The 25,727-nt window shown below is 66.9% G+C and carries 25 protein-coding genes and 1 pseudogene; 9 read left to right on the forward strand and 17 right to left on the reverse strand.

The genetic code is table 11. The annotated features are described in order from the left end of the window. Positions 1–46: 46 nt before the first annotated feature. On the reverse strand, positions 47–445 hold the full coding sequence (locus VGZ23_04430) for a hypothetical protein (protein HEV2356845.1): 399 nt from the start codon (positions 443–445) through the stop codon (positions 47–49). Between the two features lie 64 nt (positions 446–509). On the opposite strand from VGZ23_04430, the gene VGZ23_04435 reads away from it, so the two are divergent. Beyond that, complete coding sequence (locus tag VGZ23_04435) at positions 510–1,880, forward strand: nicotinate phosphoribosyltransferase (protein ID HEV2356846.1); 1,371 nt, start codon at positions 510–512, stop codon at positions 1,878–1,880. Between the two features lie 76 nt (positions 1,881–1,956). On the opposite strand, the gene VGZ23_04440 is transcribed toward VGZ23_04435, so the two are convergent. Further along, positions 1,957–2,406, reverse strand: a complete 450-nt coding sequence (locus tag VGZ23_04440; protein HEV2356847.1) for a YbaK/EbsC family protein — start codon at positions 2,404–2,406, stop codon at positions 1,957–1,959. Positions 2,407–2,600: 194 nt separating this feature from the next. On the opposite strand from VGZ23_04440, the gene VGZ23_04445 reads away from it, so the two are divergent. After that, positions 2,601–3,209: a hypothetical protein gene (locus tag VGZ23_04445; protein HEV2356848.1), complete on the forward strand. Its 609-nt coding sequence runs from the start codon at positions 2,601–2,603 to the stop codon at positions 3,207–3,209. A 142-nt stretch (positions 3,210–3,351) separates the two neighbouring features. Continuing rightward, positions 3,352–4,653: a GTPase gene (locus tag VGZ23_04450; protein HEV2356849.1), complete on the forward strand. Its 1,302-nt coding sequence runs from the start codon at positions 3,352–3,354 to the stop codon at positions 4,651–4,653. Here VGZ23_04450 and arcC read toward each other — a convergent pair. The 3 genes from arcC to VGZ23_04465 form a co-directional block, all read right to left on the reverse strand. Further along, positions 4,650–5,558, reverse strand: a complete 909-nt coding sequence (gene arcC / locus VGZ23_04455; protein HEV2356850.1) for a carbamate kinase — start codon at positions 5,556–5,558, stop codon at positions 4,650–4,652. The genes VGZ23_04450 and arcC overlap by 4 nt on opposite strands. 872 nt (positions 5,559–6,430) lie before the next feature. Beyond that, positions 6,431–7,024 (reverse strand): VTT domain-containing protein, encoded by a 594-nt coding sequence (locus VGZ23_04460; protein ID HEV2356851.1) that lies wholly within the window; start codon positions 7,022–7,024, stop codon positions 6,431–6,433. A 45-nt stretch (positions 7,025–7,069) separates the two neighbouring features. Beyond that, positions 7,070–7,726, reverse strand: a complete 657-nt coding sequence (locus tag VGZ23_04465) for a sigma-70 family RNA polymerase sigma factor (GenBank protein HEV2356852.1) — start codon at positions 7,724–7,726, stop codon at positions 7,070–7,072. 636 nt (positions 7,727–8,362) lie between these two features. Between VGZ23_04465 and VGZ23_04470 the strand changes: the two genes are divergently transcribed. Together VGZ23_04470 and VGZ23_04475 are read left to right on the forward strand one after the other, a co-directional pair. Beyond that, entirely contained in the window at positions 8,363–9,082 is a 720-nt protein-coding gene (locus VGZ23_04470; protein ID HEV2356853.1) for a dienelactone hydrolase family protein, read from the forward strand. Between the two features lie 33 nt (positions 9,083–9,115). After that, the gene (locus tag VGZ23_04475) at positions 9,116–9,307 is read left to right on the forward strand and encodes a hypothetical protein (GenBank protein HEV2356854.1); all 192 of its coding nucleotides are present in this window, start codon (positions 9,116–9,118) and stop codon (positions 9,305–9,307) included. 63 nt (positions 9,308–9,370) lie between these two features. On the opposite strand, the gene VGZ23_04480 is transcribed toward VGZ23_04475, so the two are convergent. The 3 genes from VGZ23_04480 to VGZ23_04490 form a co-directional block, all read right to left on the reverse strand. After that, on the reverse strand, positions 9,371–10,036 hold the full coding sequence (locus VGZ23_04480) for a TrkA family potassium uptake protein (protein HEV2356855.1): 666 nt from the start codon (positions 10,034–10,036) through the stop codon (positions 9,371–9,373). 104 nt (positions 10,037–10,140) lie between these two features. Continuing rightward, positions 10,141–10,788, reverse strand: a complete 648-nt coding sequence (locus VGZ23_04485) for a TrkA family potassium uptake protein (GenBank protein HEV2356856.1) — start codon at positions 10,786–10,788, stop codon at positions 10,141–10,143. Beyond that, complete coding sequence (locus VGZ23_04490) at positions 10,785–13,352, reverse strand: cation-transporting P-type ATPase (GenBank protein HEV2356857.1); 2,568 nt, start codon at positions 13,350–13,352, stop codon at positions 10,785–10,787. The genes VGZ23_04485 and VGZ23_04490 overlap by 4 nt, the downstream gene beginning before the upstream one ends. 122 nt (positions 13,353–13,474) lie before the next feature. Between VGZ23_04490 and VGZ23_04495 the strand changes: the two genes are divergently transcribed. Beyond that, the gene (locus tag VGZ23_04495; protein HEV2356858.1) at positions 13,475–13,792 is read left to right on the forward strand and encodes a hypothetical protein; all 318 of its coding nucleotides are present in this window, start codon (positions 13,475–13,477) and stop codon (positions 13,790–13,792) included. 100 nt (positions 13,793–13,892) lie between these two features. Here the strand turns inward: VGZ23_04495 and VGZ23_04500 are convergent, their stop codons facing one another. Further along, the gene (locus VGZ23_04500; GenBank protein ID HEV2356859.1) at positions 13,893–14,336 is read right to left on the reverse strand and encodes a CBS domain-containing protein; all 444 of its coding nucleotides are present in this window, start codon (positions 14,334–14,336) and stop codon (positions 13,893–13,895) included. Beyond that, positions 14,333–14,980, reverse strand: coding sequence for a phosphoribosyltransferase family protein (locus tag VGZ23_04505; GenBank protein HEV2356860.1), 648 nt, complete (start codon positions 14,978–14,980; stop codon positions 14,333–14,335). Before VGZ23_04505 ends, VGZ23_04500 begins: the two co-directional genes overlap by 4 nt. 153 nt (positions 14,981–15,133) lie before the next feature. Here VGZ23_04505 and VGZ23_04510 point away from each other — a divergent pair, with 153 nt between their 5' ends. Together VGZ23_04510 and VGZ23_04515 are read left to right on the forward strand one after the other, a co-directional pair. Continuing rightward, complete coding sequence (locus VGZ23_04510; protein HEV2356861.1) at positions 15,134–16,192, forward strand: CapA family protein; 1,059 nt, start codon at positions 15,134–15,136, stop codon at positions 16,190–16,192. A 20-nt stretch (positions 16,193–16,212) separates the two neighbouring features. Then, on the forward strand, positions 16,213–16,899 hold the full coding sequence (locus VGZ23_04515; GenBank protein ID HEV2356862.1) for a GNAT family N-acetyltransferase: 687 nt from the start codon (positions 16,213–16,215) through the stop codon (positions 16,897–16,899). Positions 16,900–16,936: 37 nt separating this feature from the next. On the opposite strand, the pseudogene VGZ23_04520 reads toward VGZ23_04515, so the two are convergent. Next, positions 16,937–18,136, reverse strand: a pseudogene (locus VGZ23_04520) (fructose 1,6-bisphosphatase). Positions 18,137–18,286: 150 nt separating this feature from the next. Here VGZ23_04520 and VGZ23_04525 point away from each other — a divergent pair. Beyond that, positions 18,287–18,748, forward strand: coding sequence for an Hsp20/alpha crystallin family protein (locus tag VGZ23_04525; protein ID HEV2356863.1), 462 nt, complete (start codon positions 18,287–18,289; stop codon positions 18,746–18,748). Positions 18,749–19,122: 374 nt separating this feature from the next. Here VGZ23_04525 and VGZ23_04530 read toward each other — a convergent pair whose 3' ends face one another. The 6 genes from VGZ23_04530 to VGZ23_04555 form a co-directional block, all read right to left on the reverse strand. Continuing rightward, complete coding sequence (locus tag VGZ23_04530) at positions 19,123–21,573, reverse strand: ATP-binding protein (GenBank protein HEV2356864.1); 2,451 nt, start codon at positions 21,571–21,573, stop codon at positions 19,123–19,125. A gap of 1 nt (position 21,574) precedes the next feature. After that, positions 21,575–21,787, reverse strand: a complete 213-nt coding sequence (locus VGZ23_04535; protein ID HEV2356865.1) for a hypothetical protein — start codon at positions 21,785–21,787, stop codon at positions 21,575–21,577. Positions 21,788–22,216: 429 nt separating this feature from the next. After that, a complete protein-coding gene (locus tag VGZ23_04540) occupies positions 22,217–22,339 on the reverse strand; it encodes a hypothetical protein (protein HEV2356866.1) in 123 nt (40 codons plus the stop codon). A 53-nt stretch (positions 22,340–22,392) separates the two neighbouring features. Continuing rightward, a complete protein-coding gene (locus VGZ23_04545; GenBank protein HEV2356867.1) occupies positions 22,393–24,099 on the reverse strand; it encodes a putative PEP-binding protein in 1,707 nt (568 codons plus the stop codon). Further along, on the reverse strand, positions 24,096–25,022 hold the full coding sequence (locus VGZ23_04550; protein HEV2356868.1) for a sugar phosphate isomerase/epimerase family protein: 927 nt from the start codon (positions 25,020–25,022) through the stop codon (positions 24,096–24,098). The genes VGZ23_04545 and VGZ23_04550 overlap by 4 nt, the downstream gene beginning before the upstream one ends. 59 nt (positions 25,023–25,081) lie before the next feature. Further along, a partial coding sequence (locus tag VGZ23_04555; protein HEV2356869.1) for a Gfo/Idh/MocA family oxidoreductase occupies positions 25,082–25,727 on the reverse strand: 646 nt, incomplete at its 5' end.

The following is a 25,727-nucleotide window of genomic DNA, read 5'->3' on the forward strand; positions in this document are numbered from 1 at the left end:
TCGATCTGGGCACCTTCATCGTAGGGACGGGCGCCTGCGGCGACTATCAGGCCCGGGGCCTATTCACCATCGGACAGTGCTCCGGTACCCGCGGCCGCGCCTGGATGCGATTCGCGACCAGCCGGCTGAGGTGTGCCACGAGGTCGTTGGCCCACACTAGGAACCGGCCGCCGGCGAGCGGATCGAGCACGCTCACCTGCTCCACCGTGCGCTCCGGGTCTGCCCACCAGCGCTCCACCGAGTCGCCCAGTTCGAAGGTATAGAGCACGCGCAGGCCAGCGGCGGCCGCCCTGACCGTCGGAATGTCGTGGATGTTCGGCGCGAGGTCGAACCGGCGCCGGTAGGACTCCGGCCAGAATCCGGCCCGGGCTTGCGGGTACGACTGGTAGACACGTGCGTTCGGCTCAGCTGCCGCCGCGCAGCCGACGGGGTCCGGGGGTGGCATCGGCGAATCGAACCGGCATCGGATGGCGGAAGATATCCGGATCGGATAGTGTTCAGGTGGGCTGATGCGGGATTTCGTGACGGTGGAAACGGTGGCGTTGCTCACCGACCTCTATGAGCTGACCATGGCGCAGGGCTATTTCCGCGAGGCACGCAACGAGCGCGCCACCTTCGATCTGTTCGTTCGAACGCTGCCGCCGCGGCGCGGGTTCCTGGTCGCCGCCGGCCTCGACACCATCCTCGAGTATCTCGAAGATCTACGCTTCTCCGAGCAGTCGATTGCCTACCTGCGTACGCTGCGCCTGTTTGACGACGCGTTCCTCGACTATCTCCGGACCTTCGCGTTCACAGGAGACGTCCGGGCAATCCCGGAGGGCGAACTAGTCTTTCCGCAGGAGCCACTCGTCGAGGTCACGGCGCCGCGCATCGAGGCGCAACTGGTGGAGACGTTCCTCCTCAACCAGATCAACTGTCAGACGATGCTGGCCACAAAAGCCGCACGGGTCGTCTTGGCCGCGGGCGGCCGCCCGGTCGTAGACTTTTCTCCGCGGCGCGACCACGGCACCGACGCGGCGATGAAGGTCGCCCGGTGCTCGTATCTGGCCGGCTGCGCGGGCAGCTCCAACACGCTTGCCGGGATGGTGTACGCCCTCCCCGTATACGGCACGATGGCGCATTCCTACGTTATGTCGTATGATGACGAGCTCGAGGCGTTTCGCGCGTACGCGCGGAGCTTCCCCGACGCGTGCCTGCTGCTCATCGACACGTACGACGCGGTGCAGGGCGCGCGGAACGCCGCGATCGTCGCCGCCGAACTGCGGGCTCAGGGGCACCGCCTTCGCGGCGTCCGCCTCGACAGCGGCGATCTGCTCGACCTGAGCCGAAAAGTACGCCGCATCCTCGACGATGCCGGGGCTCGGGATGCGCAGATTCTCGCGAGCGGGGACCTCAACGAAGACAAGATCGGCCGCCTGCTCGAGGCGGGCGCCCCGATCGATTCGTTCGGCGTGGGCACCGAGATGGGGACCTCGTACGACGCGCCCGCCGTCGGAGGCGTGTACAAGCTCGTCGAGGACAGCCGAGGGTACCGCGTCAAGCGCAGCGCCGGTAAGGCAACCCTGCCCGGACGCAAACAGATATGGCGGCTCACCCGCAACGGAGAAATCGGAGAAGACATCATCGTGCTCCACGACGAGCCCGCGCCGCCCGGTGGACGGCCGCTCCTCATCGAGGTGATGCGGAACGGGACGCGCATCGTGCGCGAGCCGCTCGAAACCGCGCGCCAACGCTGCCGGGACCGCCTTGCTTCCCTGCCGCCGGCATTGCGGGGCCTCGGCGCCGTCACCTATCCCGTTCAGCGCAGTCCCCGCCTCGATGCGCTCTTTCGGCAGATGACGGGCGTGTCAGATGACGGCCCGTCCGTCAGCCCAGCGTAAAGGCCGAAGGCTACCGTATCAGGTCAGATCGTACTCCCCGCCCGACGCCCACGCCGACCGTGGCCCGCCACCTCCGTCACGGCGCCGCGATTTGCGGTTGCACCGCGAAGATCCCGATCTTCGGCTGCACGAGCCGCGCGAAATCCTCGTACGTCATCGTCATCACCAGATCGTGCGTTCCTGCGTTGAAGAGGATCACCGGATCGCGGGTCAGCCCCCGATCCACCAACACCGGGATGTGGTACAGGTTGCCAAACGGCGGCATCGCCCCCGCGTCGCAGTCCGGGAACGCGCGCAAGAATTCGGCTTCCGTGGCCAGCCGCGCCTTCTTCGCCCCTAGCGCCTCGCTCACCCACGGCACGTTGACGTGCGAGGTGCCCGGGACGACGACCATGATCAGACGCTGATCCGCCATGACCAGCACCACCTTGGCGATCAGCTTGCCCGGCACGTGTTCCACCTGCGCGAGCTCCTGAGCCGTGTACCGCGGAGCGTGGTGCGAGACCTGATACGCGACCCCCGCCATGTCAAGATACTCCCGCAAACGCTCCAGGCAGGGTGACCGTAATATTGTGGCACCCGTCGACTCGATCTCAGTCATGCTGGCTCACCTCCGGGATGCTCACGTTCACGATAGCGCGGCCTTCCGCACGGGCCTATCGGTCGGCGATACATAGAATCCGTTCCTTTGTCCGATAGTATACGTCAGCAACAACAGCAATGGTGGTGGTGATGGTGATGGTGGCACCCGCAATGATGGCGGTGATGATGATGGTGGTGGTGACCGCAACAGCACCCCTCTTCACCCTTCCCCGCTTGTTCCTCACCCTGTTCTCCGGATGCTCCTTTCAGCGCGCGCTCCAACGCCACCCGCTCCTCCTGGCTGAGACTCTCCAGAATTTTCTGCACGTCCGCCATGTCGTCACCGCCTCTTTCATCGAGATGCCGTATGGGCTACCGTCGCGCCCGGGTGAGACCGCTTTTCACTATCGTAAAAAGACCGGTTCGGCGCCGCCATCAGGCCGGCGACGGATTTACCGGCAGGTCACGGCCCTACGTCAAGAGCAATGCCTCTCGCGACGGAGCGCGTGGGGCGAAGATCGTGCGGCAATGAGCCGGATTCGGGACCCCGTCGCTCGGGACGTCGACAAGCTCCCGCGCGGCGGCGTGGACGCCTTGCTCGTCTGCAACGAAGGCGACCGGCCCCCACACGCTGCGCCGGTCAGCGCCGCCCGCAAACGGGGAAGACGCGGCGATCACCCTGCGGCCTTATTCGAGGCCCTCTTCCTGCTCCGCTTGGCCTCAATAGGGTCCTCCGGGGTGGACTAAGAAGACTTCAATCGTGTTTCCCGGTACACGGCACATCAACAGGCCGGCGCTGACCTCTGCCATACGTCCATGCTAGCCATCCCCGGCCTCAGGGTGGACGGCACGTGCGCCAGGGCTGTCCGATGCATCGGAGACCGGACCGGTGAGCGCGCGAGTCGTGATCCTCGGCGCGGCTGGACGGGATTTCCACAACTTCAACGTCTACTACCGCGACGACCCGGCGGTCACGGTCGTGGCGTTCACCGCAACGCAGATCCCCAACATCGCCGGCCGCCGCTACCCGCTGGAGCTGGCCGGATCCCGCTATTCCGACGGCATCCCGATCGTCTCGGAAGCCGGGCTGGCCGACCTGATCCGGGACCTCCGCGCCGATCAGATGGTCTTTGCGTACAGTGACGTCTCCTACGAGCACCTCATGCACCTGGCCTCGATCGCGCTCGCCTGCGGCGCGGACTTCGTATTGCTTGGCCCGCACCGCACGATGCTCGCCGCGGGGAAGCCTATCGTCGCGGTGTGCGCGGTGAGGACGGGCGCCGGGAAGAGCCCGATCACACGCCGGGTGGCCGAGATCGTCCGGGCCGCGGGGCTGCGCCCCGCCGTCGTCCGGCATCCGATGCCGTATGGAGATCTGGCGCGGCAGGCATGCCAGCGGTTCACGTCGGCGGACGACCTCGACCGCCAGGCCTGCACGATCGAGGAGCGTGAGGAGTACGAGCCGCACCTTGCCCGAGGCCTCCCGGTCTTCGCGGGCGTCGGCTACGCGCGGGTGCTGCCGGCGGCGGAGAAGGAGGCTGATGTCCTCCTGTGGGACGGCGCCAACAACGATCTCCGGTTCATCCGGCCCAATCTCCACATCGTCGTCACCGACGCCTTCCGGCCCGGGCATGAGACCGCGCATTACCCCGGAGAGGCCAACGTACGGATGGCCGACGTGGTGATCATCAGCAAGGTCAATACGGCACCGCCGGAGGCGATCCGGGCAACCGTGAGCACACTCAATCCCCGCGCCCAAATTGTGGAGGCGGACCTGACCATCCTGGTCGACCGCGAGGACCGAATCCGCGACCACCGGGCGCTTGTCGTTGAAGACGGCCCCACCCTCACGCACGGCGGGATGGCCTTTGGCGCCGGAACGCTCGCCGCGCAGCGCCTCGGAGCATCTCTCGTAGATCCTCGGCCGTGGGCCCAAGGCTCCATCGCGGACGCGTACCGAGAATATCCGCATCTGGGTCCCGTGCTGCCAGCGATAGGCTATGGGGACCGGCAATTACGAGACCTCGAGGCGACGATCGCCGCGGTCCCGTGCGACGTGGTCGTCTGCGCGACGCCCGTTGACCTGCAGCGCGTCATCACGATCGCACAACCGATCGTTCGGGTGACCTACGAAGCCCGCGACCGGCCTGAGGGTGTGCTGGCCACGGCCGTCTTGGCGGCCGTCCGCTAACGATCGAGACGAACCGTGGTGCCGGCTTCCTGGCGCAGCATGGTCGCGGCGTCTTCCAGGGCACCAATCACGGCGAATCCTCCAGTCGATTCGACGAACCGGCAGGCTCCCTCGACCTTGGGTCCCATCGAACCCGCGGCAAACGCCGTCTGCCGGAGTTCGCCGGGCGTCGCCCTCGTAATCGGCCGCGCCTGGGGCGTGCCCCAGTCGCGGTGGACCGCCCGCACGTCGGTAAGCATCAGCAGCGCATCCGCCCGCAACGCACGGGCGAGGAGCGCCGCCGACAAATCCTTGTCGATCACCGCCTCAACGCCTCGAATCGCCCCCGCCTCGTCGATCGCGACCGGAATCCCGCCGCCGCCGGCGCAGATCACCGTCGCGCCGGCCTCCACGAGCAGCCGGATCGCCCGCAACTCCAGGATCCGCCGGGGTTCGGGGGACGGGACAACTCTGCGGAACCGGTTGCCGTCACGGGCCATCGACCAGCCCCGCTCGGAGGCAAGCCGCCGCGACGCTTCCTCCGTGTAGACGGGCCCGACCGGCGTGCTCGGCGCCCGGAATGCCGGATCGGTACGCTGGACAACCACCTGGGTCAGGAGGGTGACGACGTCGCGGGTCGGCAGCTCGTTCGCCAGTTCCTGCTCGATCAGGTACCCGATCATGCCTTCGCTTTCCGCGCCGAGGACATCGAGCGGGTACGGGCGCACGTCTGGAAACGCCTCGCCTTGCAGCGCGAGCAGCCCGACCTGGGGACCATTGCCGTGCGTCACGACGATCTCGTGAGCGCGGGCCACCTCCGCGATCGAACGCGCCGCCCGCCGGACGTTGGCCCGCTGGATATCGACTTCCAGCGACTCGCCCCGGCGCAGGAGGGCATTGCCGCCTAAGGCGATGACGACCCGCATCGCGTCACCTTAGCCGACGCACCGACCGGCGAGGCTGCTCGCCACGACGCCGGGCCGGCAATGCCACCCAGCACCAACAGCACGACGGCCTCAACGAGGAACTGTGCGAAGAAGGCCCCCGCGTAACACCCACGGCCTTGCGCGGACGCCGACACCGCCTGCTCACGTCCCCGCGGCGTGAGGACTCATACCCTTCATTCCCGGCCTGCGGGCGGACGCTAGGTATGAGTAGGCCCTCCCCGAAGGGGACAGAACGCACGCAGCCACATTTTCCGAGGCCGCGCCCAGTCTGCCCACGCGGCGTCGCCCAGGCGGGCACGCGTCTCCGCGGACTCGATTCGTGGATCGTCCGGGCCAGACTGGGCCGCCAGGTGCACCAGCAGCTCACAGGGGAATTCCGGGCAAACCCCGCATTGGGTGACACCCCGCTCCTTCGCACATGCGTACACGGGACAGACGCGTCCGGGGTCCAGCGTCTCCTGCGTGGCGCAACTTGCGCCCAGCGTCTCGTACCAGGCATTGCCCTCCCAGTGGAGCCCGCAAATCCCCCCGAAGTCCTGCGGGACCGTTGCGGCTGCTTCGCGCTTCCGCATCTCGGCCACGTCGAGCCCTCCTCTTTCCGTCCATCCTTGGCCCGGAGCGATTCAGCGGCACTCAGATGCCGGCTCTGGCGATTTCCAACGTCATGGTACTTCCGGTTGGAGAACGCGGCCATCGGGCTTAGACCTACTTGCACCTCAGGCCTCGGCCCTACGGGTCTCTCCCCTTCGGCGCCGGTCCAACCGCGTCCGGCCTCGGCACGTGCGACCGCCTGACCATGATGCAGCAGCATCGAGATTCGCAATCCCGCCGATGCGCGCCGGCGGTCGCCCTCAAGCGAACTTCGCCGGTACCTTAAGCACCCGAGCCATCCGACGGCGAAGCCAGACCATGAGCATGACGAGAACAATCAGCGCGGCGATCACCACATGGAGGACGACGCGGGTCTCGGCGACGCTGTAGCCCAGCACGACGAGGAGGATGTCGGTGGGGAGGATGCTCAGGAGCGTCACCCATAGGAACGTGGACCATCGCACGGACGTCAGCCCGAGCGCGAAATTCAGCAGGCTGTACGGCAGCAGCGGAAGGAACTGAATCAACAGGATGGCTCCCCACCCAGCCTGTGCTGCGGCACCGTCCACCCAGGCAAGCGTCGCCGGCGGGATCACGCGCTGTGCCGCTTCCCGGCCCACCATACGGGCGATCCCAAAGGCAAGGCAGGCGCTCGCCATCGCCCCCGCGAGCGACACCGCGAGGCCTTCCCAAAACCCGAAGACGGCGCCGTTGGCCACGATCATGGCGTCGGTTGGGAACGGAAGAAATGTGTTGATGACGGTGATGATGATCGACGCAACGGGGCCCCACGGCCCCCATCCGGCGACGGCACCGCGGACGTGGTCGATGGTGACGCTCGACCACGCGGTCACGGACCGGGCTCCCGGGTCATTCTGTCGACCGCGCCGGCAGGCGCATCAGGCGACGAAATTCCCGAGCCGTCTGGCCCGTGCGGGCTGCCGCAGCTTCCGCAACGCCTCCTGCTCGATCTGGCGGGCGCGCTCCCGCGTGAGCTTAAGCGTGCGTCCCACTTCCTGCAGCGTGTGCGGACGTGCCCCGTCGAGACCAAACCGAAGGCGCAGGACTTTGCGCTCCCGAGGCGTGAGCGTGACCAGCAGGTGCTGCACCTCACCAGCGAGCATAGACGCGACGGCTGCGTTCTCAGGTGTGGGTGACTCCGCATCCTCGATGAAGTCTTGAAGCGACGCTTCTTCTGCTGCTCCGACGGGCATCTCGAGCGACGCGACCTGCCGTGGAAGCTCGAGAATTTCGCGCACGCGGCCGGCAGGCAGCTTCATCGCCCGGCTGATTTCCTGGAGCGTGGGCTCTCTCCCGAGCCGATGGGCGAGCGTGCGGGACACCCGCAGCAACTTTGAGGCCTGTTCACTCATGTGGACCGGGATGCGGATCGTCCGCGATTGATCTGCCACGGCGCGGGCAATCGCCTGCCGGATCCACCAGGTCGCGTACGTGCTGAACCGGCACCCCCGCCGCCAGTCGAACCTTTCGATTGCCCGAAGGAGACCGCGGTTCCCCTCCTGGATGAGGTCTGGCAGCGGGAGGCCGCGCCCCACGTGCTTCCTGGCGATGGAGAGACCACCAACCGGAGGTTGGCTTCCGCGAGGTGGCGCCTTGCCTCAGCGTCTCCCTTCTCCGCCCGCTTCGCGAGCGCGACTTCCTCCTCGGCTGTCAGCAGCGGGGTCCTGCGAATCTCCTGAAGATACGTGGCGAGGATATCCTCGCCGGGACCGGCCGTCGGCGCGACCGCCTCGGCCTTAGGCTCCCGTGGTGACACCGCGTGTTTCCGTGATGATAGCGCTGGCATTCGTTCAGGCCCCCGACGCTCGACGCCGCGGTCAGGGCCGGCGGCCAGCCGGCCACCAAACTCCGGGCCACGGGATTGATGTTTGCCGCCGCCAGCGCCTCGTGCGGCGGTGGGAAGATCCGCAAGCACCCGTCTCACGCCGTCGAGCGACACAACCGGCGCCGTCCACCCAGCCGCAGGCCTCCCAGCTTCATGGTAGGAAATCTCACTCCCGCGCCGCCATCAGGCCCGTGGAGGATTCGAGGCCGGATCGGGACCCGAGGCTGGCGGCGAGCCCGCACCGCAACTCGAGACGGAGCCAGAGGCCCGAATCGGACTGTAGACCGATTTCGCCGGTCACCGCGCGGCCTTACGCTGGAAGAAAATGGAAGGGCGGTGACGCGTCATGAGTGGTTCGATTGAGACGTCCGCCGCGCACGACGAACCGCCGGTCCGGATCCCCGCCGGCGAGGTCGCGCTCGACGGTACGCTGGCGGTCCCCGCCGGAGCCCATGCCGTTGTCCTGTTCGCGCACCGAAGCGGCAGCAGCCGCCACAGCCCGCGGAACCGCTTCGTCGCGCAGACGCTCCGCGCGGCCGGGCTAGCGACTCTGCTGATGGATCTGTTGACCGTGCCCGAAGAAGAGGCGGACGCGGTGACAGGCCGTTTACGCTTCGACATCCCGTTTCTCGCGACGCGACTGGTCGTCGCGACGGACTGGCTGCTCGCCGGGACAGCGACGCGCAACCTCCGAATCGGGCACTTCGGCGCCAGCACCGGGGCCGCGGCCGCGCTGGTGGCCGCGGCGCAGCGGCCCAAGGCGGTGGGCGCGATCGTCTCCAGAGGCGGTCGCCCCGACCTGGCCCGCGACGGGCTGGGCAGGGTTCGTGCTCCCGCCCTGCTCATCGTCGGGGGGCGGGATCGAACGGTGCTGACGATGAACGAGGAGGCCCTCCGCGCCCTTCGCGTGGAGAAGCACCTGGCGATCGTGCCCGGTGCGACCCATCTGTTCGAGGAACCGGGTACATTGGAGGAGGTCGCGCGCTTGGCCGCCGAGTGGTTCGTCCGCCATCTTATGCCGGAGGCGCACGCTGGCGACACGGCGTCAGACGTTCGGGCGCGGTGACGGGACGATGTCTACAAGCCGCGGCAAGACGGAATGGTGACCGGAGAGTCGATTGAGTACGTGGTGCTGCACGCAACGGTCAACGGCCTCGGACGCGAGGAACTGGAAGGCGAACTGAACCGGCACGCCGGCAACGGCTATCATATAGCGCCCACCTTGGCTCCTTACACCGTCATGGAACGCAAAGCCAAATCGGAGACACCCGACGGGCGCGAACGAGAATGATGTGCTCAGGAGACGCCAATGCCGCGCCGGCCGCCATCCTATTTCGGACCTGACCCGCCGGCTCTACGAACCCGGCCCCCCGATCAAGGCGGCCAGGGCCGGCTCAGCACCGATTTCGGCGATGGCCACGATTTCGTCACCCTCCTGGAAGACGATCTCGGGGCCCGGGGAGAGCACTTCGCCGGCCCGCAATACTGCGACGATCGCCGCGTGCGGCGGCAGCGAGACGTTCCGGAGCGGCCGGTCGACGAGCGGCGACCCGGGGGGTACCCGCTCCTCGACCACTGCCACCTTTCCCCCGCGCAACGAGGCCAGGGTCACCATCGCCCCCACCGAGAGCTCTTCCTGAATGATCGTCGAGATCAGGTGTGCCTGGCTGACCGCAAGATCCACGCCCCGCGCCGGGGTAAAGAGCCAAGCGTTTGCCGGATGGTTGACGCGGGCGATCACCCGCGGGACGCTATACTCCCGCCGGGCAAGGAAGGCCGCGACCAGATTGTTCTCGTCGACTCCGGTCACCGCCGCCAGGACGTCACACTGACGGACCCCGGCCCGCTCTAGCCACTCTGGTGAACAGCCGTCACCACAGACAGCCTCGATGCCGTGCGTGTGCACCTCGGCACACGCTGCGGCATCCCGGTCCACAATCGTCACCGTATGCTTCGATCCAGCGAGCGCACCCGCCAGGTGCCCGCCGACCTTGCCTGCTCCGATAATGAGTACCTTCATCTGCCGCCCTCCCAGCTCACCCCAAGAATTCGCTGAGCTGATGCGAATTCTTGGGCACCCCGATCCCTCCAACGGACCGATTTCCTGCACGCGCTCACAGGTTTTTACCGGGCCAGCTGACTCTCGAGCCGGCCGCGTGACGCGCTGCGCACCGTGCAGTACACACGGTCGCCTGCCGCAAACGCCATGCCCGGATACGGAACCAGCGACGCGCCGCTCCTGGTGACCACCGTCACCAGGATCTCGCCCGGGACGTTCAGTTCGTCGACAGACCGTCCGGCAAGCCGATGCGGAATCTCGGCCTCGACCATCTGCACGCCGCCCTCTCCCAGCACCTCGTGCACATGCCAGGCGGGGTGCCACAGGAGATCGGTGATGCGGCCGGCGCCCCAGGAGGTTGGATTGACGGTCGGGATCCCGGCCCGCCGGTAGATCTCCGCCTGTTGAGGGTCGTAGATGCGCGCCACGACGCGAGGCACGTGAAACTCGTCCCGCGCGACCAAACAGATGAGCACGTTCGCGTTGTCGGCCCCCGTGACGGCGGCCAGTGCATCAGCATGCTCGACGCCGGCGGCGAGCAGCGTCGCCCGGTCGAAACCCATGCCGGTGATCCGCCGCGCTGTGTACCCGCTGCCGAGATCCTCCAACGCCGCGGGGTTGACGTCGACCACGGCAACCTCGTGACCGGCCCGGACCGCCGTCCGTGCCACGAGCCGTCCCACGCGGCCGCAGCCCACGATGATGAGCCTCACAGGTCCACCTCCCTTCGTGTCACCGTTGCCCCGCGCCGCACGAATGCCTTTCGGATCTCTTCCGCGACCAGCAGTGTGATCGCCCCGGCGGCGACGACCCCCCATCCCCACCCCGGGACTGGCGCCGTGTTGAAGAACGCCTGGGCCGGTGGCCAGTAGGCGATGGCCAGGATGATCGCCACAGCCACGACCTCCCCGACGTTGAGAAACGCGTTGTGCAGCGGCCCGATGCGAAACAGCGATGTCAGGTCTGTCCGGTTCGTGTACGCGTTCGCGATCTGGGTCACGACGATCCCGGCGTTCGTCATCGTGATGGCCTCCCGGTAGAGGAGCGCATCCGCCGCCAGGGGATGTCCCCACGCCCATCCGCCGCGCAGAAGCGACAGCACGAATCCGACGATGGCGGTTGCGGAGACGATGGCGCCGCGAAAGAGGATGCGCCCCGCGACACGAGGACCGAGCAAAGACTCCCGCTGGCTGCGGGGCGGCGCGTCCATCACGCCGGCTTCCGGGAGTTCTGCGCCCAAGGCGAGCGAGGGCAGGACATCTGTTCCCATGTCGATGCTCAGCACCTGCAGCGCCGTGAGGGGCAGCGGCGTGTGAAAGAGCACCCCGAAGATGATTGGCAGTAGTTCCCCGAGGTTGTGGGAAAAAACTTGAATGGTGACCTTCCGGAAGTTGCTGAAGACCGCCCGGCCTTCTTCGATCGCCGCGACAATCGTCGCGAAACTGTCGTCCAACAGGATCATCGCCGCCGCCTCTTTCGCGACGTCGGTCCCGGTCTGTCCCATCGCGATTCCGATGTCGGCGCGGCGCAGCGCGGGCGCGTCGTTGACGCCGTCTCCGGTTACGGCCACCACTTCTCCTCGGTGGCGCAGGGCGTTGACCACGCGCAGCTTGTGCGCGGGGGACACGCGGGCGAAGATCACGTCCTCGCGATCGATCGAGGTCAGCAGCGCCGTGTCGGTAAGCCCGTCGAGGTCGGCTCCTGTGATGATTCGAACCCCCTCGTCCCGGACGATCCCCAACCGTCGGGCGATCGCCTCGGCCGTCAATCCGTAATCGCCGGTCACCATGAGAATGCGGATCCCGGCCCGTTGGGCCGCTGCGACGGCCTGCGCCACTTCGGGACGGGGGGCGTCCAGCATCGCCATGAGGCCGAGGAAGACCATGTCCCGCTCAACGTCGTCCGCACGACCGTGATTCACAGGACGGGGCAGATCCCGGTAGGCAAATCCCAGGACCCGCAGCGCCCCCCGGGCGTATTCGTCGTTGACCGCGACGATGCGCTCGCGCGCGCCGTCCTCAAAAGGCACCACTCCGGCCGGACCGAATGCCCGCGTGCACCGCGCGAGGATCTCCCGCGGGGCGCCTTTGACGTACGCGCGGATCCCGCCGTCCGCCAGCCTGTGGATCGTGCTCATCCGCTTCCGTACGGGATCGAACGGCAGCTCGCGAAGCCGGGGTTCCACGGCCACCGCGGCGTCGACCGTCAGGCCGGCTTTGCGGGCGGCCACCAGGAGCGCGCCCTCGGTTGGATCTCCCTGAACGTGCCACTCTCTTTCTGGCCCCGGAACGAGACGGGCGCGATTGCACAGGACGGCGCACCGCAGCAGGAGATCCGGCGGGCGTCCGGCCGCCGTGCCGTCCTCCGCGACCCATGCTCCTTCCGGCGCATAGCCCACGCCGGTGATACTCCACCGGGATTCCGCAGCCATCGCGCGCTGCACGGTCATGGCGCCGAGCGTGAGCGTCCCCGTCTTGTCGGTACAGATCACCGTGGTGCTTCCAAGAGTCTCCACGCTGGAGAGGCGCTTCAGCAGCGCCCGGCGCCTGGCCATGCGTTGCACGCCCATCGCCAGCGCCAGCGTCAGCGTCGCCGGGAGTCCCTCCGGGACCATGGCGACCATCACGCCGAGTGCAAACAGGAAGTTGGCCGCAAGCGGGACGCCGGTCGCCCACCCGACAGCGAAGAGCGCCACGCCTATGGCGCAGGCGCTGGCCGCAACCGTTCGCGCCATCCGCGCCACCTGCCGTTGCAGCGGGCTTGGTTCGTCCTGGATCGTCATCGTGAGCCCGGCAATCGCGCCGAACCTCGTGCGCATCCCGGTCGCGTATACGACGGCTATCCCGGAGCCGCTTGTGATGGAGGTCCCCATGAACACGCAATTCGGAGGCAGGTCGATCCCACCGAGGGCGGGCCGCACTGCGGTCGCGATGCGCCGCTGCGGGACCGACTCTCCGGTCAGAACGGCGTGATCCGCAGCCAGGGCGGCTTCCTCGATCAGGCGCGCGTCCGCCGGAACGTGCCCGCCCTCTTCCAGGACGAGGAGGTCGCCCCGAACCAGCTCCTCGGCCGGAATCTCGCGCGCCTGCCCGTCACGGATCACCCGCGCGCGCCGGGGGAGGAGCTGGCGCAAGGCCTCGACGGCGCGCTCCGCCCGGTACTCCTCTTCCACGGCAGAGAGTCCCTGCCGGAAGGCCCCGAGGACGCGCAGCACCTCTTCGGCCGGGAGCGCGGACACTTCTGCGTTGCCTGCCGCTTGATTCTGGATCGGCTGCACGCGCGTCGCGACGATGAGGGGACTCTCCGGAAGACCTAAAAAAAGTCTACGCCCACACGGTCAGGCAAAAATATCAGGCCTCCACCTCATTGCGGCCCCGGCGGAGACCGGATTCCAGGGGTATGGTCGCTACCTATTATTACAGTGTCGATGGCGTGGTGGTGGTGGTGAGGAGGACGTGTTCACATTCTCGAAGCGTGCGCCTGTCGATCACTCGCCCGGCCGTCTCCGCTGCTCGTGGTGCGGCTCGGGAGACACCACGCCGCACGGATCTTCCGGTCTTCAGTGCTGCCTCCGCTGCTATCAATGTCGTCGCCGACGAGTGGACGGAGGCGCTGCAAACACTACAGGCCGCCGGAGAAGTCATCGTGGTGCGTCTGCCCGGCGGGTTCTACGGCGTATGTCTGCTCCCCCGCTACGATCGAGTACACGGCAGGTGAACCCGATCCGATGCCAGAGGCGAAACGCCAGGCCGACCAGCTAATCGAGAAGTCGAGAAAGATCGCCGAGCGGTTCGACGTACCCGTCGGGGCCCTGAGGTCAGACTTTCTCGCTCTCGACGACGCCGCGCTCGGCGGCGCGCTCCTCCTCGAGGTCAAGGAAGGCCCGGATGATGTCGCTCGCCGCGACAATCCCCACGAGGCTTCCATCGCGGAGAATGGGTATCCGGCGGACCCTCTTCGTGAGCATCAGAGAGGCGATCTCTCCAATCGACGCATCCTCCGAGGCGGTCACCGGATTGTGCTCCATAATGTGTAAGACCCTCGTTCCGAGCTTACCGGCCAGGTCGACCACGCTGACGATGCCGACGAGCCGTCCCGAGTCGTCCACGACCGGAACACCGTGAACGGCGTGCTGGAAGAGGAGGTCGCGGACCTCGTCCACGGACACGTCGGGGGTGACTGTGAGGACGTCTTTCGTCATGATGTCGTACGCGCGCATGTTCGCCATCTCGACCATCTCCTCATTTGCGCCGCCGCTCATGCTGCGCGGGCGCTCATCTCGCTGAGGGCCGCCTTCACCTCGTCGTCGCCCACCTGAGCAAAGCCGACATAGAACTGACCGACCGCGAAGAACTCGGGTGGAACGTAGAGTACGACGGTTTCGTCCACCAGGCCCCGAAATCGCGCGATGGCCTCCGGCGGAGCGACCGGAACGGCCAGGATGATTCGGGCGGCCCGCCACCCGCGGAGCGTGGCGATGGCCGCCTCAACCGTGTATCCTGTCGCGATGCCGTCGTCGACCAGCACCACGTTCTTGTCACGCACGTCGGGGCGCGGTCCCGCGCGATAGGCCTCAACGCGACGCCTGACCTCCTGTCGCGCCGCCTCGATGGCGTGAGCCAGATACCGGCTCGACACGCCCGCCGACTCGATCAATGCCTCGTTGAGCACCGGCGCTCCGGCTTCGCCGACGGCGCCGATCGCGAGCTCCTCGATGCCCGGCGCTCCGATCTTTCGCACCACGACGATGTCGAGAGGGCTGCGCAGAACCCGGGCCACCTCCTCGGCCACTACGACCCCGCCGCGGGGCAGACCAAGCACAATCACGTCCTTCGCCTCGCCGAGCCGCTCTTTCACCGCGGCGGCCAGTCGCCTTCCCGCATCCCCGCGGTCAATGAACATCATGGCGCGATCCGCCTCCCGCTCTGCACCCCTGCGATTCCATCTTCACTCTAACCCGGCTCCGAGGCGGGGTCAGTCGGACGCGCGACTGACCCGTGATCAGGCGGTGGGCTGAGATACCTTTCCCGGCTCAGGCACTACCATGATGACGCGGCGATGCGGATCGTCCTGCTTGGAGACGTCATGCTCGGCCGGCTGGTCAACCGGCACCTGGCCACGGCGGCTCCGGAGCATCCGTGGGGGAATACGCTGTCACTGCTCCGCTCGGCCGATGCGCTCGTGGCCGTGCTTGCGGCGGCGCACGTGACCGCGGTCTCGCTGGCCAACAACCACTCGCTGGATTATGGCCCGGACGCGCTCCGGGACTGCATCGCCGCGCTTGTCCGGCACGGGATCCGTCCGGCGGGCGCAGGCGCGTCTCTCGAGGCCGCGCGCCGGCCCGCGGAGTTCAGGGCTCTCGAGACGCGCGTGGCGTGCGTCGCGTTCACCGACAACGAGCCGGAATGGGAAGCCGGGTCCCCGGGCGTGCACTATGTTCCGGTGGATCCCCGCGACCGGCGTTTCGCCCGGCTGCTCACCGTCATCAAAGAGGCGCGCCGGACCAACGACCTCGTGATCGTGTCGGCCCACTGGGGGCCGAACTGGGGATACGCGCCGCCGGATGAGCACGTGACCGCCGCTCATCTGTTCGCCGACGCCGGCGCCGACGTGGTCCTCGGCCACAGCCCGCATGTCGTACGCGGCGTCGAGATCTATCGGGGCCGGCCGATTCTCTATAGCTGCGGAAACTACATCGACGACTACGCGGTCGATGCGATCGAGCGGAACGACGAGTCCTTTGTCTTCTGCCTCGACTACGCGGCCGGCGCGCTACAGCGATTGCTGCTGGCGCCGACGATGATCGAAGACTTCCAGGCCCGGCTGGCGCAGGGCCCGGACGCCGAGCGGATCGTGACGCGCATGCAGACGCTCTGCGCCGGGCTCGGTACCGAGGCCCGGCCGATCTCCGAGGGACTGAACGTTCCCTGTCCCGCTGCGCTGAACCTTGCCGGCCGCTTCCTCGACGCTCAGCGCGCAGGCGGCAACGGGGCAGCGTATCTCCCGGCGGGCGTCCGCGGTATCGGGCCGGCGCCCGACCCGACTTCCGCCCCGCAGCCGATAGCCGGGTCCCGCGGGCCGAGAGTACGCTGGTGTTGCCGAAACACGGCCGGCTAGAAGCGCTGGGAGGTTGCCCAATGGCCACAAAGACGTTGTCCGCACCGCCGCGGATGCGCACGTCGCCGACACTTCGGCGCATCCTTGCGCCGTATCCTCGGCCCGTGGAACTGCCCGACGGCGCCATGGTGATTTTGCGTCCGGTGGTGAGCGGCGATCGAGACAAGCTGGTTGCGCTGTTCATCGACATCCCGCACGAGGAACTCCGAAACCTGCAGGACAACGTGAGCGACCCGACGGTCGTCCTCCGTTGGTGCCGGAACCTGAATTACGATCGCGTGCTCCCGATCGTGGCCGAACTGGACGGCAAGATCGTGGGGGATGCCACCCTGCACCGGCGCGCGGTCGGCCCGATGCGGCAGATCGGGAGGTTCCGGGCCTACGTCCGGCCTGAATACCGGAACCGCGGGATCGGCACCGTGCTGCTTCAAGAGATCATGGGCGTCGCACGGCAGGTGGGGTTGACCCAGCTCGCCGTCGAGTTGTACGAAGATCAGACGGCGCTGCGGAAGGTGTTTTCGCGGTACGGGTTCCGCGAGGAAGGCCGCATTCCCGTCTACCAGCGGGTGATCCTCCTGCGCGACCTCGCCGAAGAACAGGAGACGACCGGCGCCGCGGGGGAGGAGAGGGCCGCCCCCGGGGAGATGACGACCGGAACCATACTGGGTAGGGACGGCCCCCGGCCGCGACAGCCCGGCGCGCCGTAGCGCGGCGCGCCCTGTTTTGTGATGTAAGCCGGCACGCTTAGTCCGACGCAGGGGCCGGAACGAGCTGCGGCTCCGAGCCGTGCACGACGAAGCGCTTATCCAGGTTTCTGAGGCGCTCCATGATCCCGCCGTACTCGAGTTCCTCCATTCCCAGCATCGCCGCGTTGAAGAAGCCCTGCGCGCGGATTTCGGCCCCCTTCTCCACGGCCTTCGTGCGGAACACGTCCCACACCGGGTTCTTGAATAGGTCGACCGGTCCCGTCAGGACCCCGTCGCGCACCGAGTACCCGGCCGCCGACACCATCGGCAGACAGTAGAAGATGCTCGAGTCGGTGTTGATCGGCACCGGCGCGAGCGGCATGTTGTGGCTGCCGCGCGTGTCGCCCGCGACGAACGGCACCTTGCTGAACGCCAGCCCGAACTCTTCCGTCGCCGGGAAGATCTTCTGGGTGCGGACGACCGCCACCGGGGTCGTCCTTTCCGACGTACTTGCCGGCGATGTGCTTCAACCGCGTCGTCGAGAGCGCCGCCGCCTGCTCCTCCGGATGCGCCCGCGAGTGAATGCTCTTGACGACGAACCGGCCGGTGTCCCGCAGCAGGGCCGCCATGTCGTACAGGTCCTCGGGCGCGCGCAGCGTGATCTCCCGCTCCGCCTCGGTATGGTTCACGTCCACGATCGTGAACGTGTATCCCTTGCCGATGTCCGGACTGAGCAGCAGGCCCGAGCAGTACATCGGATCGCAGGACGTCAGGTACAGCAGCAGGTTGAACGCCCCGGGTTCGGTCTTGTCGGCCGTCAGCACCATGAACGGCTCGGCCGCCCGCTCCGTGATGTCCATCTCCGCGACGCCCGGCCCCATGCCCTGCACGTTGCCGGAGAAGTCGCTCTTCAGGAGGTCCTGCTTCGCCCCGTAGAGGCCCTGCCGCTCCGCGATCGAGCCGGCGGCCATGAACACGTCGAACGCCAGGCGGTGGATCTCTCCCGAACCGACCCCGCGGCGGTGCGTCATCAGAGACAGATGTCGTCACCGGTGTGCGTGACCCGGAAGTCGATCAGCGACGAGCTGCGGCGCGCCTCCAGCATCTGCGATGCGGCCTGGAGCATCTCCACGCTCGGCAGCGTGTGCCCCCCGATACTGCCAATGTCGGCTTTGATCGCCGAAAGCGTCAAACGGCTCCGTGCAGACGTCACCGTCGCCACTTCACCCCCGCCGTCGTCTACATCTAGCGTCAGCATAGAAAGGACGCAGGCCCGCCGCCTATCGGGTCCCGCACCGATCGCCCTCGGTTGCGTACCGGATGTACGCCGCCGGACCGCAGGTCTACGGTAAAGATGGCGATGAGGCGCGCACCGTCCGAACGGCAATATGGCAAGGGGGGAAGGAAGATGAGCATTGTGCGGTGGGATCCATTCCGGTGGGATGCATTTGAGGATCTCGGAGGGCTTCGCCGGTCGATGGACCGGATGTTTGACGAGGTTCTTCTGCGCCACCCACGGCGGGCAACGACCCCCAAAGAATGGGAACCCGCGGTCGAGATGTTCGAGACGAATAACGAGGTAGTCGTGAGGGCCGATCTGCCCAGCATCGATCCGAAGCAGGTGGAGATCACCGTCACCGATGACATGATCACGCTGCGGGGCGAGACGAAGCACGAAGAAGAGCAGAAGGAACGCAACTACTACTACCGTGAGCTCCTGTACGGGGCGTTCGTCCGCACGCTCAGGTTTCCCACGCCCGTGAAGGGCGCGGAGGCCAAGGCCGTCTACAAGGACGGGGTGCTGGAAGTGAAGATCCCCAAGGCAGCGCCGGTGAAGCCGATTCCGGTGAAGGTGCAGACCGCGGCCTAAAGACCGCGCGTTTCGCTGCGCCCGATGAGGCCGCGCCTTCGGGCGCGGCCTTTGTTTCTGAGGACGGCCGAACTTCTCGCCTTCCTATTCCTAGGGTGCGACGGCGTTAGCCCGCCGCGTGACAACAGCAAAGGAACGCACCTACGTGACGGCTCGCGCTGTCTTCGGCCGCCCCCGACGGGTCCTACCGTCGGCTGGTGTTCTCCAGAGGTGCCTCTGAAGTGAACATGGCCGACCTTCGGAGTCCGTCCGGCGACGTTTGACTCAGCGTATGCTGCGTGCGCTCCCACTACGCAACATATCGTTGTGGTACTGCCCGGTCCATCGGGTCATGGTCATATTCTGGGCGGCGCCGGCGGCGGCGTGACCCGCGTTCACGGCGCGCCCTGACGGACGAGCTCGCGCTGCTCGTCGGTCACCCCGAACTCATGGTAGCGCCGCGCGAATTCCGTGAGGCGCGCGGCGACGCGGCCGTTGACGGAGTCGGCGGGGTAGAGGCCAGCGGCGTCGGGTGTCCCCGCCGCTACCCCGGTGAGGAGCTCGATCTCTTCGTCGACGGTACGGATCGCCCACACGTGGAACCGGCCCTCCCGGACGGCCGTCACGACCTCCTCGCGCAGCATCAGGTCGCGGACGTTCTGATGCGGAATCACAACGCCCTGCCGGCCGGTGAGACCCTTGATCTTGCACACGGAGTAGAAGCCTTCGATCTTCTCGTTGACGCCGCCGACCGGCTGGATCTCCCCCCTCTGGTTGACGGACCCGGTCACCGCGATCCCCTGGTCGATCGGCACGCCCGACAGCTCGCTGAGCAGCGCGCTGAGCTCCGTCGAGCTGGCGCTGTCGCCGTCGACGTCCGAGTACAGCTGCTCGAACGTCAACGACGCGGAGATGCTGAGCGGGTACTGCTGCGCAAAGCGGCCGGCGAGAAACGCCGCCAGCACGAACACGCCCTTCGTGTGAATCCGTCCGGACATCCGGGCCTCGCGCTCGATGTCGACCACCCCGCGGCTCCCGAGGTGGGCCCGCGCCGTGATGCGGCTCGGGTGGCCGAACGTATAGTCGCCGAGCTGCAGTACCGACAGCCCGTTGACCTGCCCGACCACCGCGCCGTCGGTATCCATGAGCAGTTGTCCCCGAGCGACCAGCTCGCGAAGCTTCTCCTCCACGAGGCTCGACCGGTAGACCTTTTCCTCGATCGCGCGCCGCACGTCGTCCCGCGTGACGAGCTCCCGTCCCTCCCGGCCGGCCCACGCGGACGCCTCGAACGCGATCTCCGTCACCGCGCCAAACCGCGTGCTGAGCTTGTCCTGGCTCCCCGCCATCCGGGCGCTGTACTCGAGCATGGCCGCCACGCCGGAGGCGTCGAATTGGCGCACGTGCGAATTGCGGCATACGGACGCGATCGTCCGGGCATACTCCCGCTCGGATGCGGGCGTGCGATCCATCACGACGTCGAAGTCGGCGCGGATCTTGAACAGCTTGTCGAACTCTTCGTCCAACGCATAGAGCAGATGATAGAGGTCCGGCGTCCCGACGAGGACGACTTTGACGTCCACCGGAATCGGCTCCGGCCTGAGCGTGCTCACCGCGATCATGCCCAGCGACTCGCCCAGCGGTTCGATCCGGATCTCCCGGCTCCGGAGCGCCCGCTTGAGACCCTCGTAGGCGAACGGGTTCGTCAGGACGTCGCGGATCTGGAGGATCAGGTACCCGCCGTTGGCGCGGTGGAGCGCGCCCGCCTTGATCATCGACGGATCGGTGACCAGCGTGCCGAACTCGGCCCGGTATTCCGCCTTGCCGACCAGATTGTAGTAGGTGGGGTTTGGCTCCACGACGACGGGGGCGCCGCGCGTCGCGCTGTTGTCGACCAGCAGAGTGACCTGGTAGCGGGCAAACGGGTCCGGCCGCGGCAGCGGCAGCAGCGCCGGCCGCCCGCCGGCGCCCTCCCCCCCGGCGGCCAGCAGGTCGGTGAGGCGCGCCAGCATGTCTTGTTTGCTCGCCTCGAGGAAGGCGATGACCTTCGCGTGATCGCGGTACTCTTGCTGGAGGCGCTCCAGCGGCGCGTCAACGACCGATCCAGCGGTCTCGATCTCCAGGCGGCGGAACGCGTCGCGGCCCTCCCGCTCCAGCGCCCGTATCTTCCGGCCGGTGTCGCTGACGAGCTCCTCGAGTTCCTTCATCCGCTCGACGAGGCGGGCCTGGTCGGCCTTCGGAAGCGCTTCGAAGGTCTCCGCGGGGATGGGCTCCCCGCGCAGGTCCACGGGCACGGTGAGCACGCCCGTCGGCGTGCGCTGCAGCGCGAACCCGTGGGTTCGCGCCTGGGCCTCCAAGCCTTCCCAGACGGCTTCGATCTTCTGCGCGTAGCGTTTGACGACGTCCGCGCGCTGTCGCTCGTACGCTTCGCTCGTGAATGCGCGGCGGAGCCCTTCGGACACGTCTCTCACGAACTCCGCCACGCCGTCGCGAAAAGCCCGCCCCCGGCTTGCCGGCATCGAGATGGCGATGGGTCGATCGGCCGCGCCGAAATCGCGGACGTAGCACCAATCCGGCGGGACCGGTCGTTCGCGGGCCGCGTCCTCGACCTGAGTCCGCGCGTAGGTGTTCCGGCCCGTCCCGGGATACCCGCTGACGAAGATGTTGTATCCGGGCTGATCGACGGAGAGTCCGAACGTCAGCGCCCTCATCGCCCGCGCCTGCCCCGTGACGTGCACCTCCGCCGGCAGATCGGCTGTCGTCGCAAAGCCGAAACCCGACGGATCGCAGGTCCAGCGAAGGGATTCGGCCGGCAGGGCGAGCGCCGAACGTGCGGGCGACTCGGCCATGCTAGGCAACCCGGACCTTCAGGCGATCGTAAATCTCACGAACGCGCTTCATTTCCGCGTCGGTCTGTCCACCTGCCCCGCCCGGGGGTTGACCAGGAATACGCTGTCCGTCGCCCGTCAGGGCCTGGCGTTCACCTTCGACGCGCCATCCCAGCACGACAACAATGCGCTCAACAACACCAATGGCCCTCAGGAGTGCCGCGAGCACACCCATCCAACCGAGTTCTCCCAACACGACCCACCACTCCCTCGCCCCACTCTATCATCGTCAATTGGACTGCGTGCCGGAATCGGGCTTCGGTCTGATTTGGCCTCCGGCGCGCATCTCGACCGCCGCTACCACGTCGGGCACGACCGGAAACGCCCCGCACATCCCTGGTCGCAAAGGACCGCACGATCATCCCGCGGCGCCGACTCTCCAGGTAAGCCTCCGCAACGCAGAGCATGCCGAGGGGGTCTATCAGGAGATCCGGCTCGAGGCAGTCTACGTCTGGGACGACGACAAATCGTCAAGGCTGGATTCCGGCAGCTAGACTCGCTAGATGCGTGTCAAGCCAGAGCGACGCGACCATGATAGCCGAGATGCTCGATCCCGGTTGTGCGGCATCCAGGGTGCGCCGGGAGGACTACCGCTTCATCGCCTCTACGTCTTGGACTGCGCGCGCAGTCCCACCACCAGCAGAATCAAGACAGCGCTGAGGATCCTCAGCGGTGGTCGCAGTCTGTGCGTTGGTGCAGCCACCATGAGCACGATGATTCCAGCCACGCGAGCCACCTGATCAGCATCACCGTTTGCAGCCCCGCCGCGGCGGGTGGCACTCAGGATCCCGCGGCCGCCGCCTGCCTCGTCCCCGCAAGACGCCGTTCCGCCTCGATCACCCGTAGTTTGGCCGACACGACGGCGTCCGGGTTGAGGCTGATCGAATCGATCCCCTCGTCGACCAGGAACGCCGCGAATTCCGGGTAATCCGACGGGGCCTGGCCGCAGATCCCGACCTTCCGCCCCGCCCGGTGGGCCTTGGTGATCAGCTCCGCGCACGCCCGTCTGACCGCTTCGTTTCGCTCATCGAAGAGGCCGGCGACCCGGTCCGAGTCGCGGTCCACGCCCAGCACGAGCTGCGTCAGATCATTCGAGCCGATCGAGAATCCGTCGAACACGTCGGCAAATTGCTCGGCGAGGATCACGTTGGAGGGAAGCTCGGCCATGACATATACTTCGAGGCCGTCTTCACCCCGCACGAGCCCGCCTTCCCGCATCACGTCAAGCACCCGCCGTCCCTCCTCGGGCGTCCGGCAGAACGGGACCATTACCGTGAGGTTCTTGAGCCCGAACCGCTCTCGGACCCGCCGGACCGCGGCGACCTCGAGTAGGAACCCTTCCTTGTACTCGGGATGGTAGTAGCGGCTGGCCCCGCGCCAGCCGAGCATGGGATTCTCCTCATGCGGCTCGAACGCCGCGCCGCCGACGAGGTGCGCGTACTCGTTCGTTTTGAAATCGGAAAAGCGCAAGATCACCGGGTTGGGCCAAAAGGCCGCGGCGATCGTCCCGATCCCCTGCGAGAGCTTGTCGATAAAGTATTCCCGCTTGTCGGCGTAGCCCCGGGTCACCGCGTCCACCTCGCGCTTAAATCCCTCGTCTACTGAAGCCAACCAATCCTCATGCTCGATGCTCAGCACGTCATCGTAGCCGGCCGTCCGGAGCGCGCTGATGATCTCCCGCCAATGGAGCTGATCGTGCCCGTAACCGACCGTCCGGAAGATCCATGATCGGGTACGGGCGTCGGACAAGGGCTTGGTATCCAGCACGCCGTTTTGAGAGGTCATGGTTTTGTTGATCATAGTGTCTTTCGCGTGGACGTGGAAGATTGATCTTGCGTCGCCCAGCGTTCGGATCGCAGCCGCGGGATCGATTCCCTGCCAGTAGAGATGGCTCGGATCGAAGTTCGCGCCGACGGTCTCACCCGCTGCGCTGCGCAGCCGCAGCAGGGTCTCCGGATTGTAGACGGCGAAGCCGGGGTGCATCTCGAAGCACAGCCGCACGCCGTGGGACGCGCTGAACGCCGCCTGCTCACGCCAGTATGGAATCACCTTCTCCGTCCACTGCCACTCTACCAGCTCCTTGTATTCCGTGGGCCAGGCGCACGTAACCCAGTTAGGATAGCGGGCGTTGTCCGAATCGCCCGGACAACCTGAGAACAGACATACCCGGTCCACGTCAAGGCGTCGCGCAAGCCGCACGGTCTTGATGAACGTCTCATGATTGTCCCTCGCGATATCGCGGCTGGGATGCAGCGGGTTGCCGTGACAGCTGAGGGCCGAGATCACCAAGCCCCTGGATGCCACGGCGTGCCGGAGTCCCTCAAGTTTGGCGCCGTTGTCGAGCAGTTCGTCGGGATTGCAGTGGGCATCACCGGGATAATTACCCGTTCCCAATTCGACGGCGTCCAGGTCGTGCGCCTTGACGCGATCCAGGGCCGCCTCCAGCGGAGACGACGAAAACAGTGCGGTGAGGACTCCCAGCTTCATGACAAGCAGCCGTGCTCGGCGAGGACGTCCTCGAGATACTGCCGGCTTTGGCTCAGCCAGCGCGCCGGGTCGCGATAGCGTCCGAGTTCGAACGAGAGAAAGCCGGTGTACCCGACGCTGCGCAGCGAGTCCACCAGATCGTGCCAGTCGATGATGCCCTGTCCCGCCGGCAGGGAGTAGCTGAGCAGCCCGTCCGAGTCCTTCGCGTGAACGTGGAAGATCTTCGCACCCAACTTGCGCACAGACATCGGCAGGTACTCCCGCTGCATGAACTGCCAACCTGTATCAAAGTTGCTTCCAAGCGCGGTGTGGGGAACATGGTCGAACAGCCGTAGGAAAGAGTCCGTGTGGCTCACGATGACGTGCGTGTGGCCTTCAAGGGCCAGTCGCAGTCCCTCTCGGTGTGCGATCTCGGCGCATTGCCGCACCGAATCCGTAAAGTTGCTCCAGATCGCAGACCAGTCGAGCGTTGGAGCGATCTGCAGGCAGAGTTTCGGGTTGAACTTGTCCTGCCCGCGCGCTTCGAGATAAATGGCATGGGGCACGTATGGCACCGGTCCGGTCAGCTCGCGCGGCCACGGCGACACCATATTGATCGTGTCTGTTCCCAGCTCGTGCGCGATCTTGGCCGCCTCGCCGAAGAACCCGAGAGACCGCTGCTTGCGCGCCGCGTCCAAACTCGCGAGGTCTCCCGCGAGCGCGTCGTAGACGGCAAATTGTGACAGGGTGAGGCCCTGCGAACGGTATCGCTGCCGCAGGTCCCGGATGCGGGCCGGCGTGTAGTACTCGCGGAGATCCTGCTCGGAGAACAGGATCAGCTCGACGCCCTTGAACCCAAGCCGCGCGACCGCATCGATTGCGTCTTCATACGGCGCCGCGTATCCCGGGCTCGTAAACGCCCATGCGGTACATCCGACTTTCACGATGTCACCCCGCCTCGACGAGCGAATTGCGTCCGAACCCGCCTAGATCCCGGGAGCCGCTACAACCGCGGCCGCTCGAACGTGGTCCGCAGCTCAACCGCGTGGCCCTCACGGGCCGATCGCTGCACAGCCAGCGTAATCTCCAGCACGTGGCGGGCGTGCGCGGCAGTCAACACGAGAGGCGTGCCCCGCTCCAAGTGCTCGACAAGGTGCTCTACGCCGGCCACGAGGGTGTAGGGCGGCGGATCGGGGCGTTTGCGGGGCGGATTGACACGTCCCCGAAAGACGGCCTCAGGAGTCATCCAACCGCGCAGCCCGCTCGCGGCATCGGTCCGAAACACTTCAATAACCGGCTCATCTAGAGTCGACGCCAAGTTCATGACGCCCGTCTCGCCATAGAACTCCATGCGTGGGCCTCTGGATGACAGCACGCAGTAAGTCGCGTCCACGTAGGCGAAGGTGGCGACCCCAAAATCCAGCATGAGGTGCGTATTGTCATCGACCTCCACGGTGATCGATCGTCCGCGCGCAGGCCCCTGGCCCACAACTCGCCGCGGGATCGCGATCCCGGAGAAGGCCGTCACGCGCTTGGCCGGCCCTAGCACGCCGGTCAGTACGTGGAGCGGATATACCGCGAGATCGTACAGCGGCCCCGCCCCGGCCTTGTGAAACCACGTCGGGTCAGTCAGAAAATCCGGAGTCCGG

This window comes from bacterium (assembly GCA_035945995.1).
In the GTDB taxonomy this organism is placed as follows: Bacteria; Sysuimicrobiota; Sysuimicrobiia; order Sysuimicrobiales; family Segetimicrobiaceae; genus DASSJF01.

Excerpts from the sequence above, each read along its gene's own strand:
- VGZ23_04430 (HEV2356845.1), bottom strand. The coding sequence starts at position 445 with ATGCCACCCCCGGACCCCGTCGGCTGCGCGGCGGCAGCTGAGCCGAAC.
- VGZ23_04435 (HEV2356846.1), top strand. The coding sequence starts at position 510 with ATGCGGGATTTCGTGACGGTGGAAACGGTGGCGTTGCTCACCGACCTC.
- VGZ23_04440 (HEV2356847.1), bottom strand. The coding sequence starts at position 2,406 with ATGGCGGGGGTCGCGTATCAGGTCTCGCACCACGCTCCGCGGTACACG.
- VGZ23_04445 (HEV2356848.1), top strand. The coding sequence starts at position 2,601 with ATGGTGGTGGTGATGGTGATGGTGGCACCCGCAATGATGGCGGTGATG.
- arcC (HEV2356850.1), bottom strand. The coding sequence starts at position 5,558 with ATGCGGGTCGTCATCGCCTTAGGCGGCAATGCCCTCCTGCGCCGGGGC.
- VGZ23_04470 (HEV2356853.1), top strand. The coding sequence starts at position 8,363 with ATGAGTGGTTCGATTGAGACGTCCGCCGCGCACGACGAACCGCCGGTC.
- VGZ23_04475 (HEV2356854.1), top strand. The coding sequence starts at position 9,116 with ATGGTGACCGGAGAGTCGATTGAGTACGTGGTGCTGCACGCAACGGTC.
- VGZ23_04480 (HEV2356855.1), bottom strand. The coding sequence starts at position 10,036 with ATGAAGGTACTCATTATCGGAGCAGGCAAGGTCGGCGGGCACCTGGCG.
- VGZ23_04495 (HEV2356858.1), top strand. The coding sequence starts at position 13,475 with ATGGTCGCTACCTATTATTACAGTGTCGATGGCGTGGTGGTGGTGGTG.
- VGZ23_04500 (HEV2356859.1), bottom strand. The coding sequence starts at position 14,336 with ATGAGCGGCGGCGCAAATGAGGAGATGGTCGAGATGGCGAACATGCGC.
- VGZ23_04505 (HEV2356860.1), bottom strand. The coding sequence starts at position 14,980 with ATGATGTTCATTGACCGCGGGGATGCGGGAAGGCGACTGGCCGCCGCG.
- VGZ23_04510 (HEV2356861.1), top strand. The coding sequence starts at position 15,134 with ATGCGGATCGTCCTGCTTGGAGACGTCATGCTCGGCCGGCTGGTCAAC.
- VGZ23_04515 (HEV2356862.1), top strand. The coding sequence starts at position 16,213 with ATGGCCACAAAGACGTTGTCCGCACCGCCGCGGATGCGCACGTCGCCG.
- VGZ23_04525 (HEV2356863.1), top strand. The coding sequence starts at position 18,287 with ATGAGCATTGTGCGGTGGGATCCATTCCGGTGGGATGCATTTGAGGAT.
- VGZ23_04530 (HEV2356864.1), bottom strand. The coding sequence starts at position 21,573 with ATGGCCGAGTCGCCCGCACGTTCGGCGCTCGCCCTGCCGGCCGAATCC.
- VGZ23_04535 (HEV2356865.1), bottom strand. The coding sequence starts at position 21,787 with ATGGGTGTGCTCGCGGCACTCCTGAGGGCCATTGGTGTTGTTGAGCGC.
- VGZ23_04545 (HEV2356867.1), bottom strand. The coding sequence starts at position 24,099 with ATGAAGCTGGGAGTCCTCACCGCACTGTTTTCGTCGTCTCCGCTGGAG.